General features: G+C 62.6%; 16 protein-coding genes. 9 read left to right on the plus strand and 7 right to left on the minus strand.

Annotation, left to right across the window (positions count from 1 at the left end; all coding sequences use genetic code 11):
* Positions 1–6 precede the first annotated feature (6 nt).
* Complete coding sequence (locus tag ACHMW7_RS17650) at positions 7–777, plus strand: exodeoxyribonuclease III (RefSeq protein WP_395446892.1); 771 nt, start codon at positions 7–9, stop codon at positions 775–777.
* A gap of 76 nt (positions 778–853) precedes the next feature.
* Here ACHMW7_RS17650 and ACHMW7_RS17655 read toward each other — a convergent pair whose 3' ends face one another.
* From ACHMW7_RS17655 to ACHMW7_RS17680, 6 genes are all read right to left on the minus strand, one after another.
* On the minus strand, positions 854–1,132 hold the full coding sequence (locus ACHMW7_RS17655; protein ID WP_395446893.1) for a DUF2218 domain-containing protein: 279 nt from the start codon (positions 1,130–1,132) through the stop codon (positions 854–856).
* 238 nt (positions 1,133–1,370) lie between these two features.
* Positions 1,371–2,258: a GGDEF domain-containing protein gene (locus ACHMW7_RS17660; protein WP_395446894.1), complete on the minus strand. Its 888-nt coding sequence runs from the start codon at positions 2,256–2,258 to the stop codon at positions 1,371–1,373.
* Positions 2,259–2,698: 440 nt separating this feature from the next.
* A complete protein-coding gene (locus tag ACHMW7_RS17665; protein WP_395446895.1) occupies positions 2,699–2,905 on the minus strand; it encodes a hypothetical protein in 207 nt (68 codons plus the stop codon).
* Between the two features lie 67 nt (positions 2,906–2,972).
* Entirely contained in the window at positions 2,973–4,268 is a 1,296-nt protein-coding gene (locus ACHMW7_RS17670) for an O-antigen ligase family protein (RefSeq protein WP_395446896.1), read from the minus strand.
* Positions 4,269–4,282: 14 nt separating this feature from the next.
* Entirely contained in the window at positions 4,283–5,536 is a 1,254-nt protein-coding gene (locus tag ACHMW7_RS17675) for a polysaccharide biosynthesis/export family protein (RefSeq protein ID WP_395446897.1), read from the minus strand.
* A 92-nt stretch (positions 5,537–5,628) separates the two neighbouring features.
* Positions 5,629–6,303, minus strand: coding sequence for a sugar transferase (locus tag ACHMW7_RS17680; RefSeq protein WP_395446898.1), 675 nt, complete (start codon positions 6,301–6,303; stop codon positions 5,629–5,631).
* Positions 6,304–6,916: 613 nt separating this feature from the next.
* Here ACHMW7_RS17680 and ACHMW7_RS17685 point away from each other — a divergent pair.
* The 8 genes from ACHMW7_RS17685 to ACHMW7_RS17720 all read left to right on the plus strand — a co-directional run bounded on the left by ACHMW7_RS17685 (position 6,917) and on the right by ACHMW7_RS17720 (position 15,035).
* On the plus strand, positions 6,917–7,186 hold the full coding sequence (locus ACHMW7_RS17685; protein ID WP_395446899.1) for an exopolysaccharide production repressor exox: 270 nt from the start codon (positions 6,917–6,919) through the stop codon (positions 7,184–7,186).
* 302 nt (positions 7,187–7,488) lie between these two features.
* Complete coding sequence (locus ACHMW7_RS17690; protein WP_395446900.1) at positions 7,489–8,499, plus strand: glycosyltransferase family 2 protein; 1,011 nt, start codon at positions 7,489–7,491, stop codon at positions 8,497–8,499.
* Between the two features lie 5 nt (positions 8,500–8,504).
* Positions 8,505–8,906, plus strand: a complete 402-nt coding sequence (locus ACHMW7_RS17695; protein ID WP_395446901.1) for a hypothetical protein — start codon at positions 8,505–8,507, stop codon at positions 8,904–8,906.
* Positions 8,907–9,027: 121 nt separating this feature from the next.
* Positions 9,028–9,849 (plus strand): glycoside hydrolase family 16 protein, encoded by an 822-nt coding sequence (locus ACHMW7_RS17700; protein WP_395446902.1) that lies wholly within the window; start codon positions 9,028–9,030, stop codon positions 9,847–9,849.
* 64 nt (positions 9,850–9,913) lie between these two features.
* Positions 9,914–11,281, plus strand: a complete 1,368-nt coding sequence (locus tag ACHMW7_RS17705; RefSeq protein ID WP_395446903.1) for a UDP-glucose dehydrogenase family protein — start codon at positions 9,914–9,916, stop codon at positions 11,279–11,281.
* Complete coding sequence (locus ACHMW7_RS17710) at positions 11,278–12,357, plus strand: glycosyltransferase (protein WP_395446904.1); 1,080 nt, start codon at positions 11,278–11,280, stop codon at positions 12,355–12,357. The genes ACHMW7_RS17705 and ACHMW7_RS17710 overlap by 4 nt, the downstream gene beginning before the upstream one ends.
* A gap of 39 nt (positions 12,358–12,396) precedes the next feature.
* The gene (locus tag ACHMW7_RS17715) at positions 12,397–13,578 is read left to right on the plus strand and encodes a glycosyltransferase (protein WP_395446905.1); all 1,182 of its coding nucleotides are present in this window, start codon (positions 12,397–12,399) and stop codon (positions 13,576–13,578) included.
* The gene (locus tag ACHMW7_RS17720) at positions 13,575–15,035 is read left to right on the plus strand and encodes a lipopolysaccharide biosynthesis protein (RefSeq protein ID WP_395446906.1); all 1,461 of its coding nucleotides are present in this window, start codon (positions 13,575–13,577) and stop codon (positions 15,033–15,035) included. The genes ACHMW7_RS17715 and ACHMW7_RS17720 overlap by 4 nt, the downstream gene beginning before the upstream one ends.
* Here the strand turns inward: ACHMW7_RS17720 and ACHMW7_RS17725 are convergent.
* Positions 14,937–16,337: a polysaccharide pyruvyl transferase family protein gene (locus ACHMW7_RS17725; protein WP_395446907.1), complete on the minus strand. Its 1,401-nt coding sequence runs from the start codon at positions 16,335–16,337 to the stop codon at positions 14,937–14,939. The genes ACHMW7_RS17720 and ACHMW7_RS17725 overlap by 99 nt on opposite strands.
* Between the last annotated feature and the right edge of the window lie 2 nt (positions 16,338–16,339).

A 16,339-nucleotide genomic window follows, 5' to 3' on the forward strand; every position in this document is an offset into this window, starting at 1 on the left:
AGCCGAATGAAGATCGCGACTTTCAACGTCAACAACATCAACCGCAGGCTGGAAAACCTGCTGGCGTGGCTGAGAGAGGCGAAACCCGATGTCGTGTGCCTGCAGGAGTTGAAGGCGAGCGACGGTCAATTTCCCAAAGCAGCGTTGACGGCAGCAGGTTACGGCGCAGTGTGGCGCGGCCAATCAACCTGGAACGGCGTGGCGATCCTGGCGCGCGATGCCGAACCAGTGGTGACGCAGTGGGCGCTGCCGGGCGATCCCGACGACAGCCAAAGCCGCTACATCGAGGCGGCGGTGAATGGCGTGCTGGTCGCCTCGCTTTATGCGCCGAACGGCAACCCGCAGCCGGGGCCGAAATTCGACTACAAGCTGGCCTGGCACGAAAGGCTGAACGCGCATGCGAAGAGCTTGATTGATGCCGAGGTGCCGGCAGTTCTTGCGGGTGACTACAACATCGCGCCCGAGCCGCACGACGTCTATGCGACCAGTTCCTACGACGATAACGCACTGGTGCAGCCGCAAAGCCGCGCCGCATTCCAGCAACTGCTCGACCAGGGCTGGACCGACGCCATCCGCAGGAAATTTCCTGCCGAGACGGTCTACACGTTCTGGGACTACCGGCGAAACCGCTGGCCACGCGATGCCGGCTTGCGGCTCGATCATCTGCTGCTCAGTCCGAAGATGGCCAAGCGCCTGACTGGCGCTGGCGTGGATCGCGACATACGTGGCCGCGACGATGCGAGCGACCACGCGCCGGTATGGATCAGCACGAAATAGCCGAGCTCTCAGCTATCCTGCGAGAAAATCCGCTGCCTTTGGGAGGCGCCAGCAACTGCGCTGGCCGGCCGAACGCTCAAACGGCGCGCCACTCGAACTTCAGCTCCTCGCGGAAGGCGAAACGCACGATATGATCCACCACGACCTGTTCCATGCGCGGCAGGTCCTCAGCTTCGACATCGACAGTCAGGGAGTGGTCACCGGCGCGCAGATCGACCAGTCGTCCTTCGCCAAGATCGATGCGGCCCTCGGTTGGTGAGAACTCGACTTTGAACTTATGGCCCCAGTGCTTGCAAAGCTGCTGCAGGTAACGGCTGGCATGTTCGGTTTCGACGACTGCTGTTGATTTCGGCATGATGTCCTCGGATTGATTGTCGCCCTGTGGATCGACAAAGCAGAACTAGTCTCGCGATTCCGTCAAAAATGCGGGAGCCATGGCGATGTTTGCCTGGAGAGGGGCGTTCCCAGAACCGCCCGTCGAGCTCTTCAGTCGGTGTACGACGCGAAATCCGGCCGGACAACCTTGCACTCAAATCCGGTGCGACTGACTGAGAGCAAGCGTCGGCCTCAGGGCAGATCTTTCAAGTCCGAGGTCAATGGAGCGAGGGATGAAACGGCGGGGAGCCGTGCCGAAGCTGGGTGTACTCGATGCGATTGCGGCCGTTCTCCTTGGCCGTCTGCATCTGGTGATCGGCGGCAACGAGGAGATCGTCGGCCGAGGCCTCTGTCTCGAACAGCACGGCGCCGACGCTGACCGTCAGTGGCCAGTTCGACCCGCCGGTTACCGGTTCAAAGCTTGCTTCGGAGACGGCATATCGAATTCGCTCGGCCACTCTCTCGGCATTCGCTTTTGTTGCGCCGGGCAGGTAGACAGCGAATTCGTCGCCGCCAATGCGCCCGACCAGATCGCCGCTTCGTACCGAGGCGCGGATTATCCCGGCAATGACGCTGAGTGCCTGGTTCCCGGCGCCATATCCGACGTGCTCGTTGAGCCGTCGCAAATGGTCGATGTCGATCACCAAGAGAGCGCCTTTTCGCCGCCCGGTCCCCATGCCTGTGGCGAAGACATCGATTGCCGCCGTAAACAGCGGGCCGGTGAGACATGATGTGAGGCTGTCGTGGGCCAACTCCTGGGCGTATTTCTGCTTGAGCGAGGCATTTTCAATCAGTTTCAAGCCGAGCAAGACAAGCAGCGGTGCGACAAATATGATCGAAACAACGAGAGTGCCGAGCGCGTCGCGCCAGAACATTCCGGCGTCCGCTTTATTGAAGATCGGAAATTGCACGCCGAGTGAAATGAGTACGAAGGCAAAAGTACCGGCCAGCGTCAGAAGCGCAACCTGAACCCATTTGCGATTTGTTATTGCACTAAGCTTGCTTAACATTCGCCCCCGCAGCCGAGAGTCTGCCTGAAGAATCCGATCACCTCCGGCATATCTGAGCGAGGTGCGCGGAGACAGGCGTTGCGACTGCGCGCCCACAGTTACGAAGTGCTATGGTTAAGGAATTGTTAATCAAGCTGGCGCGTCAGCGATCACCGGATCGTACATGGGTCAGGTTAGCCCGGGGGGCAGGGTGGCCGGCGCTTCGCTCAGCGTATTGGCGGGCGTTGCGGCGAACTCACCATCGGCAACTCTTCGGGAAGGGGCGCACCGAGCAGCAAGCGCATGGATCAATGCGTAGTCGTCGGCCGCACGGTTCCATCTGGACACGGTTAGCGTGCTCTACGCTCCCATCATCCAGATCACCGCGCTCGATGTCCCAAACACCACGGCAAGATAAAACCAGTCTGTCCAATCCATCGATGACTCCCGAGGCCGAAGGACGACGTGCAGGGGCCGCCGCATGAACGTGTCCACTGCGCATCGCGCTTCCAGGCCGTAGCTACGACAAGGTCGGCTCCTAACGTCAGCCGACACCATCATTGCAAAAGATGCAGCACCAAGGTGAAGGCGGCCGCATTGGTGTTCAGCATTGTTGCTGCAACCGCCAGGATCACCGCCGCAACGAGATACAACTCCGCCTGCTGTTCGCCCTTCTCGGGTCGCTGTGGTTGCAATGGCGTCGGCATGGTGTCGGCTCCAGCGATATCAGCTGAATCAATTCCCGAGACGACGGACAGTTCCATGATGTTGCTCGGGAATTGGCCGAGGGCTGGTGCTGGTCTCCGCGCAGCCTGAAGCTGACTGGCATCATTATCGCTGGATGCCTTGAACAGAGGCGTTCGACGGTATGGCAGGGGCATGCAGGCGCCAGTCCGATGCTGAACCGGACCTTTGTTGTACTACCGGTTCCTTGGCGCGTGCCCAGCAATAATAGAGCAGGAACGAGCCGATGACATAGGGTTGGAGGATGTCGACCTCGAAGAACGAGCGGATGACCAGCAGCGCGAGCAGGCCGGTCTGCAACAAAGCTTCGGTCCAGTCACCCTCGGACAACAAGCGCACGATGCAGAGCCGGAGAATGGCGAGCAGCGGCAACACGATCATGGTGGCGCCGACATAGCCTGTTTCGACCAGCGCCTCGATGTAGGTGTTGTGGAAATGGAAGCCAGTGCGCGAGGTGATGTAGAACTCGTTCCACAGCCGCTCGGCCTCGGAAAAACCCTGCACCCAGTAGGCGGCATAGCCGACACCGAGCAGCGGTGTGTTGGCTGCGGCATCGATTCCCTGCTGCCAGAGATAGGTGCGGCCGGTCAGCGTCGAATCCTTGCCGAAGGCGCCGAGCACCATGTCGACCGCGCCGACATTGAGCGCGGCCAGCACCGCCGTGCCGGCAAGGACGATGCCGGCGGCAAAGAAGATCCTGCGATGGCTCGGCGAGAACGCTTCCAGCCCGGCGATGGCAACGACCATGGCGATGGCCGCGGGTGTGGCGAGCATCGAGGTTGCCGATTGCGACAGCACCAGCGATGCAGCCGAAAGAGCGACGACGCCAAGGGCAAGGAGCCGGGCGATGCGGCCGCGGGTCAGGAACAGCGCGAAATAGCAGCCGAAGAGCACGCCCAGCGAGGCGTAGAAGCCGAGCTGGTTCTTGGAGCCGAAGGCGCCGACGAAGCTGTAGGTGCCGTCGAGCGCGTCGTAGACATAGCCACCCTGCAGCATCGAATAGCCGAGGATGACGGCGATGCCCGCGATGGCGCCGATGGACAGTGTGCGCGCATCGATCACCCGCGCGGCGATGACGGCGCAGACGACATGCGACAGATATTGCAGGGCCGCCCGCGCGGTGACGTCAGGTGCGTCGGACCAGAAGAAGGACAGGCATGCCAGCAGCGCGAAGGCCAGAAGCTGCGGCGACTGGGCGAGGCGACCGAGCGTGAAGCGGTAGTCGACCAGCACCAGCGGCAGCCACACCGCGTAGTACATCAGGATCGAGATCTGGCCGATGCGGAAGGAATAGGCGAAGACGAAGAACGAGACGGCGACCGCGAAGGCGCCATACAGCGTATTGCGGCCTGGATCGACCAGCGACGATTTCCTGATCCGCATCGCGCCTGACCCGCCTACTGGACCAGCGGGCCGCCTGACCGCACGACCTTGATCACGTCGCCGGGCAGGATGGGCGCATCTTCGGTGGCGGCAATTTCCTTGCTCTTGCCATCGCCACCCTTGCGGACGAGGACATAAGAAGTCGCCTGCTCGGCGCCGACCGCGGCTGGCGCGGTGCCACCGGCTTCGGCGATCAGGCCCTTTTGCATGCCAAGCTTGAGCGTCACCGCATTGAGCTCGCCGACGGTCTTCTGACGCTCGACCGCCAGTTCGGATTCGGCGTCGTTCCTGAGGTCGATCGCTTCCTGCTCGGCCTTGCTGATGTCCTGCTTGGCCCGCAGCATGGCCGTCTCGAGATCGAGGATCTTGCCTTCCATCTCGGCGATGGCGCGCTCGGCCGACAGCACCCGCGTGTTCACGACGAGACCCTTCTGGGCCAGCGTATCGATGCCGCTGAGCTCCTTCCTGGCGAGCTCGACCTGGCGGTTTTGCGTTTCGGACTTCTGGCCGAGCGACACGATCTCGCGCTCGAGCAGGCCCTTGAGGTTGTCGAGCGCCTGCAGCCTGAGCGTGAGCTTTTTCTGGCGCGAGACCATGATGGCGGTTTCGTTGGCAACCATGCCAGCGACCGCCGGCACAGAGGCGATCTCCTTGGGCGCCGCGAACTCGGTCTTGCCGGCGAGCTCGGCATCGATCCGCACCTGAGCCACCATCAAGCGGAGCTGCTCGTCGGAAAGCACGGCATGGCTGCCTTCGGCAGTGATCAGGTCGCGTTCGGTGCGGGCACCGTCGGCGCCGCGGCGCATGCCGCCGGCGATGCTGATCGCCTTGAGCACGGTGAGGTCAGGCGCATAGGCATACTGGCCGGGGCTCTGGATGTCGCCCGAGATGTAGAACGGGCGGAACTGCGCGACCTCGACCGAAGCCTCGGGACGGTCGGACAGGCCGAACTTGTCCTGCAGCGTCTTGCCGATCGTTTCGGCGATCTCGGCCGTGGTCTTGCCTGTCGCGGGCGTCTCGCCAACGAAAGGCAGCGACAGCTTGCCGGAGGGGCCGACGGTGTAGTCGCCGCTTACCGACGACCAGTCGCGAAAGGCGCCCTCGACCGTTTGCCATTCGACGACGCGGATGGTCAGCTTGTCCTGGGTGCCGAGCTTGTAATCGTCGGCGAAAACCGTCGATGCCGAAAAGGTGAGGGTAAGACAAAGCGCGACGCTCGCACCGAGCAGGCGTCTTGCATGGCGATGGAAGCCAGGGTGTAGGTTCAACGTTGTCGTCCGTTCCTTTGCCGCGGTCTGGTTGGACGCCGCGGGCACGAGAGGCAGCGCGCTAGCTGGGCGCTGCCTCGATTGCGGCTGGCTCAGTAGCTGCCGCGCGACATGCAGACGGCCGGAACCGTCTTCAGAATGATGCGGATGTCTTCGGCGAGCGACCAGTTCTCGACATAGTGGCGATCGAACGCCACCCGGCTGTCATAGGAGACGTCGTTGCGTCCGCTGACCTGCCACAGCCCGGTGAGGCCGGGCCGCGACTTGAGGTAGAACACAACCGCCTTGCCATAATATTCGAGTTCGTCGCGGACCACCGGACGCGGGCCGACGATGCTCATGTCGCCCAACAGGATGTTGACGATCTGCGGTAGCTCGTCGAGGCTGAGCTTGCGCAGCACGGAGCCGACACGGGTGACACGCGGGTCATCCTTGAGCTTGCGTGTCGCTTCCCATTCAGTCCTGGCTTCCGGGTCGTCGCGAAAGTGGGCGGCGAGAGCCGCATCGCCGTCCGGAACCATCGTGCGGAACTTCAGGCACTTGAAGATGCGGCCGCCGCGGCCGATGCGACGATGGCCATAGAAGACCGAACCGCCATCGGAGACCTTCACCAGAAGCGCGATGAGCAGGAACAACGGGCTCAGCGCGATAATCCCGAGACCTGCACCGACGATGTCGAATCCACGCTTGGCCACGCCACCGAGCGGAGGAAGGTCGGCGGCCACGTGTGGAAACTCCAAGCTGCTCGACTTGGCTAGATCCCTCATGCTGCAACTCCAATTGGTCGATAAATCGCCCCAGAATCGCCCCGTGTCAGGATATGGCTGCCATGTTGCGCCGCAACACACGTTTTTTTGACGCGTGAAATATTTGCGCCAGTAGTTGTCCAAGAACCGTTCATGCCATGCACAAAAAGAGCCCAATGCGACAGTTTTGTGTCCAATAGATTAACGGGTAGGCAGAATCGGCCACGTCACACAAGCGGCAATGCCTTAGATTGTATCTTCGACGTTCTGCTATTGAGCGTGCAATGTGCGTCGCAAGATACGAACATATTACTCGAATAGCCGGCCTTCGCCAGAATGTTCTGAAATAACGCCATCAATGCGAAAAATGGTTTCGACTTGGGGCATGGTTTGGTGGTGCAATGCAACATTCATCTTCGGCATCTAGACTCGCCTTCCAAGAGGCTCCGCTTGCTGACAGTTGGGCGGGCCAATATAGTGCAATGACGTTCTTTGGGCCGATCGGCTGGGGCCGCGCCGGCATCAAAACAAAACAAAGGAACGGACGTGGGCGGAAGCTTTCAGGGCAAGGGGAGTTGCAAGCAACATGGCGACGAAATCAGTGCCGATGCCTCCGGCCTGACGATCAGCTGACATGACTTTACCCAAGTTCGTATTCGGCATGGCGATGGTCATCGCGGTCGTGGCGTTGTGGTCCTATCTGGATGCTGCCGGCTGGGGCACGATCTTGCTGCGCGTGCTGATCTGCGCCGTCGTTCTTCAGGTCGGATACTTCCTTGTCGTGCTGGCAATGGTACTACGCGCCGCACCAAAGCCAGCCGAAACCGGCAAGGCGAAGACCGCGGCTGAGGGCACTGCCGCCGTTCCAGCCGACGATCTTACGCCGAAAGGCAGCGCGCACTAGGCCTGGAAACCACGGCCGCGGACCGCATGCCCGGGCAGAATCGCCATCGTCTCCCTGTCTGTCAAAATCCACTAGGGATGTCTCCTCGCGTGAGCTCGCGTCGCCGTCGCCACCATTTGTCTGGGCGCACGGCGTGATCAATGCAACGCGGCTGTACTCCTTGGAAAGCCGCGTGCTGACACCCTCGACGGCAAAGCATTCAGACGCCAAGCGTGAATTGCCGTAACAAAAGTTGGGGTTCCCTTGTTAGCAGGTGCAATATAGCTCTTGCGTCGGCGGGCTATGGCGGAAAGGCAACCGACGTGAGCGGAACCGACGTCTGTGTCATCATCGCTGCGCGCAACGCAGCCGAAACGATCGCGACGGCCATCACCTCCGCTCTGCTGGAGCCGGAGGTGGCCGAAGTCATGGTCGTGGACGATGCCTCGACCGATGCCACCGAAGCGGTGGCGCGTGCCGCCGACGATGGCAGCGGCAGGCTGCTGGTGCTGCGGCTGGACGTCAATCGCGGCCCGTCCTTCGCTCGCAACATGGCGATACGCCAATCGCGAGCAGCGCTGATCAGCATCCTTGACGCCGACGATTTCTTCCTGCCGGGACGGTTCGCGAAGCTCGTGGGCTGCGATGGCTGGGACCTTGTCGCCGACAACATTGTCTTTGTCGAACACGCCTCGGTGCGCGACGTGCTTTCGGGCAGCATCGCGCAATTCGACGATGATCCGACCGAGCTTGATCTTGCCAGTTTCGTTGCCGGCAACATTTCCCGGCGCGGTACGAGGCGCGGCGAGCTGGGATTCCTCAAGCCGGTGATGCGGCGCGCCATGCTTGCGGAGCACGGTCTTCATTATGACGAACAGCTGCGGCTCGGCGAAGACTATGCGCTCTATGCCCGGGCCCTGGCTTCGGGCGCGCGCTTCAAGCTGATCCGTTCCTGCGGCTACTGTGCGGTGGTCCGGCCCAATTCGCTGAGCGGCCAGCATCGCACCGAAGACCTCAAGCGCCTGGCCGATGCCGATCTCGACCTGCTGGCGCTTCCGGGGCTGGCGGCAGAACAGCGGCGTGTGTTGCGCCGCCATGAGCGGCATGTGCGCGACAAGTATCGCCTGCGGCATTTCCTCGATCTCAAGGCTGCCAAAGGGCCTTCCGGCGCGATGGCCTTTGCCTTCTCCTCGACGGCGAACCTCGCGGCCGTGGCCAAAGGAGTGGCTTTCGACAAGCTCGAGCCGTTGCGCCGTCGACGTCCCTCGGCGATGGAGGCTGGTGCTGCGAGCGCCCGTTACCTGATGGCCGGCTCAGCCGCGAAGACGAGGTAGGCCTCATGGCATCGATCTTCGCTTTCCGAACCCGCAGTCTCGACCGCGACCGGCAGACCGACGAGACGCGTTTTGGGCAGCTGTCGCGAGCGCTCGACGAACTGGCCGCCGGTATCGAGACGGAACGAACCGGCATCAGGAGCCGCTACGAGGCGGTCTCCGCCAATGCCGCCTTTCTTGTCGAGGCCATCGACAACTCCGCCGTTTCCGCACAGCGAGCGGGTGAGATGGACCAGCTGACGGAATCGCTGAAGGCCTGCCTGCGCCGGATCGAGGTGCTGGGACGGCAAAAGGACTTTGTCTCCGGGCTTCGTCATTCGCTGGACACGTTTGTCGATGAAGGTCGCAAGACCGACGAGGAATCATCGGCACGTTTGGCGCGAGGGGAGGCCCAGCGCCAGTTTTAGGCCCGATGCGACGGGGCCAGACTTTCGGGAGGATGGGAGGATTTTTGGCCGGCTGGGGCATCTCCGGCCGGTGTGGCAATGCGGTTTCCGGGCGGGAGGCGCGAAGACACAAGGATGACCTATGAACGCGAACGTCAAGGATTACAGTCCGAGCCAACCCCTCGGCCGTGCCGCTGCGTTGGGGGTGTCGGTCGTTCTCGCCGGCCTGCTCGGCACGTCACCCGGTGCGGTTGCGCAGGATGCCACCGGCAAGTCCTTCGTCGAGACATTCGACAAGCTGAGTGGGTCGCGCTGGTTCATCTCGGACGGCTGGGACAATGGCAAGCACCAGAACTGCACCTGGTCGAAGGACCAGGTCAAGGTCGCCGATGGCAAGCTGGTGCTGAGTTTCGAGAAGAAGCCATTGAAAAACCGCGACTATTCCTGCGGCGAAGTGCAGACCAAGGAGCGTTTCGGCTACGGAACCTACGAGGCGCGGATGAAGACCGGTACCGGCTCGGGCCTGAACGCCGCCTTCTTCACCTATATCGGCCCGGTCCACAAAAAGCCGCATGACGAAATCGACTTCGAGGTTTTGACCAAGGATCCCTCGAAGGTGCAGGTCAACGCCTATGTCGGCGGCAAATCCAACGACGAGAAACTCGTCGACGTGCCTGGCGGCGCCGGCAAGGGCTTCAACGACTATGCCTTCGTCTGGGAGAAGGAACGGCTGCGCTGGTACGTCAACGGCCAGCTCGTGCATGAGGTGACCGAGCCATCGCAGCTGCCCAGCAATCCGCAGAAGATCTTTTTCAGCCTGTGGGGCAGCGGTACGCTCAGCGAATGGATGGGGCGGTTTGTCGAACCCACTGAAGCCGTGACCATGGCGGTCGACAGGGTGGCTTACACGGCACCCGGCGAGCCCTGCCAGTTCGAGGGCTCGGTGGCGTGCGCGCTGCAATGACCGCCTGCCTCCAGCGCGCGGTTCGTCCGCGCTTCAACGTCATCAAGATACAGGAACGGACCAGATGAATCTGACAGTCTTTGGCATTGGCTATGTTGGTTTGGTGCAGGCTGCGGTGTTGGCCGAGGTTGGGCATGACGTTGTCTGCGTCGATGTCGACGCGGCCAAGGTCGAGCGCCTGAACCAGGGTTTCATCCCGATCTTCGAGCCCGGGCTCGAGGCCCTGGTGCGCGACAACCACGCCGCAGGGCGCATCGTCTTCACCACCGATGCGGCGCTCGCGGTCAGGCATGGCGAGATCCAGATGATCGCGGTCGGCACGCCGCAAGGCGAGGACGGCTCGGCCGACCTCAAATACGTGCTGTCGGTGGCCGATGCCATCGGCCGCGAGATGGCAGCACCCAAGATCGTGGTGACCAAGTCGACAGTGCCGGTCGGGACCGCCGACAAGGTGCGCGAAACCATGCTGGCGGCGCTGAAGGCCAGAGGCCGCGAGGCGCTTGCCTTCGACGTCGTCTCCAACCCGGAGTTTTTGAAGGAAGGCTCGGCCGTCGCCGACTGCATGAAGCCCGACCGCATCATCATCGGCACCGACAGCGAGGCCGCCGAGGCGGTGATGCGCGAGCTCTATGCGCCGTTCAACCGCAACCACGAAAAGATGATCGTGATGGACGTGCGCTCGGCCGAGTTCACCAAATATGCCGCCAACTGCATGCTGGCGACCAAGATCAGCTTCATGAACGAAATGGCCAACCTCGCCGAGCTTTTGGGCGCCGATATCGAGGAGGTGCGCAAGGGCATCGGCTCGGACCCGCGCATCGGCTACCACTTCATCTATCCGGGCCTGGGTTATGGCGGCTCGTGTTTCCCCAAGGATGTGCGCGCCTTGATCCGCACCGCCGGCGATGTCGGCTTCGAGCCGGTGCTTTTGCACTCGGTCGAGGCGCGCAACAACGCCCAGAAAGCGGTGCTGTTCGACAAGCTGAAGGCACATTTCAACGGCGACCTCGCCGGCAAGACCTTTGCTTTGTGGGGACTGGCCTTCAAGCCCAACACCGACGACATGCGCGAGGCGCCAGCCCGTGTGCTGATGGAAGCGCTGTGGGCCGCCGGTGCCAAGGTCCAGGCCTACGATCCCGAGGCGATGAACGAGGCGCAGCAGATCTTTGGCCAGCGCGACGATCTGATGCTGTGCGGCACCAAGGAGGCGGCACTGCGCGGGGCGGATGCACTGCTGATTGCCACCGAATGGAAGAATTTCCGGGCGCCGTCCTTCGAGCTGATCAGGGAGCAACTGACCACGCCGGTCATCTTCGATGGCCGCAACCTCTACGACCCCGCAGTCGTCGCTCGCCACGGCATCAAATACGTCTCCATCGGCCGCAAGCCGGCCGGGCAGGGCGGCCGTGCAAAAAGGGAGTTGGCCGCATGAGGGTTCTTTTTGCCGGCGGCAACGGCTACACGCCTGAATTCAGCGGCGGGGTGCAGTCGAGCACGCATCATCTTGTCGAGCAGCTCAGGGCGCATGGTCACGACGCTTCGGTACTCGCCGCGCTGTTTGGCGACGGCATGTTTGGCTTCAAGGCACGCGCCAAGATGAAGCTGCTCAGGCAGCGGGCCGCAATCGACACGTTTCCGGGTTATCCCGTCGTCCGCGCCTGGTTCCCGTGGGAGGCAGCCGGCTTTGCCGTGCAGAAGCTGAAACCCGACGTCGCGGTGGTGCAGTGCCACAAATCCGTGCCCATCGGAAAGGCGCTGGAAGCCCAGGGCGTGCCGCTTGTCGTCTATCTCAGGAATGTCGAATTCCATGAACTGGGCGGCGATCTGAGCGAGTTGAAATCGGCGCTGTACATCGCCAATTCGGAGTTCACCGCGCGCACCTATGGCCAGCGTTTCGGCATCGAGTCGACGGTCATTCCGCCGACGATCAACCCGGCGCACTACGCCACGCCAACGACAGGCGATTTCGTGACGCTGATCAACCCTTACGAGGAAAAGGGCTTTGAACTTGCGGTCCGGATTGCAGGGCGATGCCCCGAAATACCCTTCCTGTTCGTCGAAAGCTGGAAGCTGGCCGACGACCACCGCGCCCGCATCGAAGAGATCATCGCGCCGCTCGGCAATGTCAGGCTCGAAAGCCGGACCAACGACATGAAGACGGTTTATGGTCGCACCAAGATCCTGCTTGCGCCAAGCAAATGGGAAGAGGCCTGGGGCCGTGTCGCCTCCGAGGCGCATTGCAGCGGCATTCCTGTGATCGGGTCGCGACGTGGCGGATTGCCCGAGGCGATCGGCAGTGGCGGCGTGGTGCTGGATTATGACGCACCGCTTGATCTGTGGGTGCAGACAGTGCGGCGCTTGTGGGACGACAGGGTTGAATACAACCGCATGTCTGCTGCGGTACGCGTGTTTTCCGAGCGCCCGCAGCTTGAACCCGATGCCCAGTTCGCCACCTTCATGGGCGTACTCGACCGGGCGGCGGCGCGCGCCCTGCACAAGGCGGCCTGACCTGGCGGCAGTCCGTCCGAACTCCCGGAGAGCGGCTAGATGAAAGTCTGTTTTGTCGTCGACAAGTTTCCCTCGCTCTCCGAGACCTTCGTGCTCGACCAGATCGAGGGGTGCCTCGAGCGCGGCATCGAGGTCGGCGTCGTCTGCAACGAGACGACGTTCGGCAAGGAACGCAATATTGACGATCCACGCTGGCGCAACCTGCCCGGCGGCGTCGAGCAATGGTGGGGCGCGCTCGGGCCGCTGCGTCCTTCGCTGCGCCGATGGTCAGGCAAGCTGTGGGACAAGGCGTCGACGGCGATCGACATCGCCTTTGCCAGCAAGCTCGAGAAGTATGACGTCATCGTCGCGCATTTCGGCAACAACGGCCTGCGCGTGGCCAGAGCAATGAAGCAGCGGCGGATCGCAGCCCCCCTGGTGACGATCTTCCACGGCCACGATGTCGGTGCGCCGATGCATGACGGGACGCTGTCGCGCTACGAGGTGGTGTTCCAGCAAGGCGCGCTGCAGCTACCGGTCAATGGCTTCTTCCGCGATGCGTTGATCGAGGCCGGGGCTGGGGCCGACACGGTCGCTGTTCATCACATGGGGGTCAACACCGAGGCGATCGGTTTTCGCGGCGCCAAGCATGGCAACGATCCGCTGGCGCTGATTTCGGTCTGCCGGCTCACCGAGAAGAAGGGCATCGAGTTCGCGCTGCGCGCGCTGGCCGGCATGCAGGCGGCGCGACCTGAGATTGGTTGGACCTATACGGTGATCGGCGGCGGCGAACTGCTCGACGCGATGAAGCAGCTGGCAGTGGAGCTTGGCATTTCAGCACGCGTCGCATTCCTCGGTCCGCGCCCGCATGCCGAGGTCAAGCAGCGGCTGGGCGAGGCGCATGTCTTCCTGCTGCCGAGCGTCAGGGCGGGAGATGGCGACCTCGAAGGCATTCCGGTCGCGTTGATGGAAGCAATGGCCGCTGGCCTGACTGTCGTCAGCACCTACCATTCCGGCATTCCCGAGCTGGTCGAGGACGGCAAGACCGGGCTGCTGGCACCTGAGAGAGACGTTATGGCGCTGGCGCAAAAGCTGGTCTGGATCGCCGACAATCCCGCCGCCTGCGCAAGCCTCGCCATCGCTGCGCGCCGCAAGGTCGAAGAAGACTTCGATTCGGTACGGCTCAACGACGCATTCGCCGACACGCTTTATCGCCTCGCCGCAACCAAGGTTGCGGCATGAGCGCCGAAACCCAGCAATTGGGGCGTATCGCGCTCAGGGGCGGGGCGCTGACAGCGGCAGCTCAGGCGATCAAGATCGGCATCCAGTTCGTCTCGGTGGTGATCCTGGCGCGAATGCTGGCGCCGGAAGATTTCGGCCTTGTCGCGTCGGTCGGGCCGATCATTGCTTTTGTCGGGTTGTTCCAGAATCTCGGCCTCCAGCAGGCCGTCATCCAGCGTGCCGAGATCAGTCAACCTCAGCTCAACCAGGTGTTCTGGATCAGCGCGCTGGCCGGGCTGATCTGCACGATCGTAATCGCCGCGCTTTCGCCGGCGGTTTCGGCCTTTTACGGCGATACCAGGATGACTGGCATCACGCTTGCCGCCGCCATGCCGCTGTTGCTCGGCAGCCTTGCGGCGCTGCCGCTGGCGCTGATGAACCGCAACCTGCAGTTCGGCCAACTGGCGATCAATGACGTGCTGACTGCCCTTGCCGGTCTTGGAGCGGCGATTGCGGCCGCCTATGCCGGGCTCGGCTACTGGGCACTGGTGATCGGGCCGGCGGCTGGTGCCGTGGCGACGCTGCTCGGCGCCTGGCTCGCGACACGCTGGAAGCCGGGCAGGCCGAGCGTCAAGGTCGAGCGCGAGATCCTGTCCTTCGGCGCCAATCTGACCGGCTTCAACCTGGTCAATTTCTTCTCACGCAATCTCGACAACATCCTGATCGGCAAGTTCTCCGGACCGATCGAGCTTGGCTATTACGACCGTGCCTACAAGCTGCTGCTGTTTCCGCTGCAGAACATCAACCAGCCGCTCTCACGCCTGATGGTGCCACTGCTCAGCCGAATCCAGGACGACAAGCCGCGTTTCCGCGAGCTTTACCTGCGCACCAACTGGCTGCTTGCCTTCATCACCGTGCCAGGCATTGCGGCACTGACCATCGCCGCCGAGCCGGTCGTCGCCATCCTGTTTGGCGAGCGCTGGCTGGCGGTGGCGCCAATCTTCGCCTGGCTCGGCATCGCCGGGTTGATGCAGCCGGTGTCGAGCACGACAGGCTGGATCTTTATCTGCCAGGGCAAGACGAGCACGATGTTTCGCTGGGGCGTCTATTCGGCACTGACCACGGCGCTGTCATTCGCCGTCGGGTTGAAATGGGGTGCTGTCGGGGTCGCGGCGGCCTATGCCATCAGCGGCTATGTGCTCAGGCTGCCGGTGCTGGCGGTGATGCTCGGGCGCACTGGACCGGTCTCGGCATTCGACTTCCTGCTGGTCCAGGGGCTGTTGATCGTCGCGGCAGCCGTCGCGTGGCTCGGCTATGGCTATTTGCCCGTATCGCTCACCGGGCAGTCCAACATCGCGGCAGCCGCGACGGCAGCAGCCCTAAGCTACGCGGTGGCGCTTGCCTTCATGGTCGCCATGCCGCAGTCCCGCCGCGCCCTTGTTGAAGCCGGGAAGACCATCGCCCGCAACATCCGCTGACGCGTCTGCGAGCAACGGCCTGATCAGATCAGCCGCCGACATCGCCGAGGCATGTTCTTCGAGCACGGCGGCAAGGGTCGTTGCCCTCAGCCGGTCGAGATTGCCGGTAAAGGCTACGAGCTTCTGGCCGGCTTCGTCAGGAGTCACCGTATCGATGTCGAGCAGCAGGTCGGCGAGGCCGACGCGCTTGGCTAGTTCGCGCGTCTTGAACTCGTAGGCGATGGGCAGCACCGGCACACCGACGCACAACGACATGATCATCATGTGCATGCGGGTGGCTATGACGAAGTCGAAGCCCTTGACCAGTTCCATCAGCTGTTCGGGCGTGTGGAACCCGGCATCGACGTCGACATGGGCGGCAACATCGGCATCAAGTTCGGCGACAATCGCCTTCGCCGTCTTCGAATCGTCATGCGCGTATTCCGGCACACCCTGGCAGGTCGAAACGAAAGTCACCTGCTTGCCGTGGTCGCGCACAAGTGCTGTGGCGATGTCGCGGATCGATGCCATGTAGCGGCGCATGCCGCCGGCGCCGTCATTGACGTAGTTCCAGTGCCGCACCGAAATGCCGACACGACCTGTCGGCTGAGGCGGCGTGCCTGATGAAAGCAGCGTTTCGATACGCGCCTTGTTGGCAAGCGCAAACACCGAATCGGCGACGACATGGCACTTCCCGGGATTGTCGACGAGGTCGGCGAGGTGGTCACGCGAGCGTTCGTCGCGCAGCAGGATCAGCGGGCTGCGGTCGAACACCGGCTTCAGTTCTCGGCGGTTGTAGTCCTTGTCGAACGGCCCCAGCGACTGGGTGAAGAAGACCGGATCCTTGCCGAAGACGGCGTCGATGCGGAACTGGTTGAGGCGGCGTTCGAGATTGTAGTTCTCGACCAGGTAGGTGCCGCCGGTGGTGACGACGAGGTCGGCCTGCCGGTACATGTCGAGGCTGCGGCGGTCCTCGGCGCAGAACATCGTCTCGTCCAGCGCCTGGCTCTTGCCGTAGTGGCGCAGCGCGCTCAGTGCGAGGCGGTTGTAGATCGGCTTGGCCAGGTTCTTCAGCCGGTTGTCGTCATAAGGATATTTGAAGATCGATTCGGCCAACAACTTGCGAATCTCGATGTCGGGGTAGGCTTGCCTGCCATAAAGCAGTGACGCCACTTCGGGCTGGCTGTCGAAGACCTGGAAGCGCAACTCGCCTGAATAGGCGGCCTTGAGGATGTGCCTGATCGCCAGCAGGATCGCCGCATCGCCGGTGTTCAGGCAGACGGTGTTTTCGACAATGACTGTCTTCATCGGGACTGTCTTCATCA

The sequence above is a fragment of the Aminobacter sp. UC22_36 genome, assembly GCF_044056035.1.
Lineage (GTDB): Bacteria > Pseudomonadota > Alphaproteobacteria > Rhizobiales > Rhizobiaceae > Aminobacter.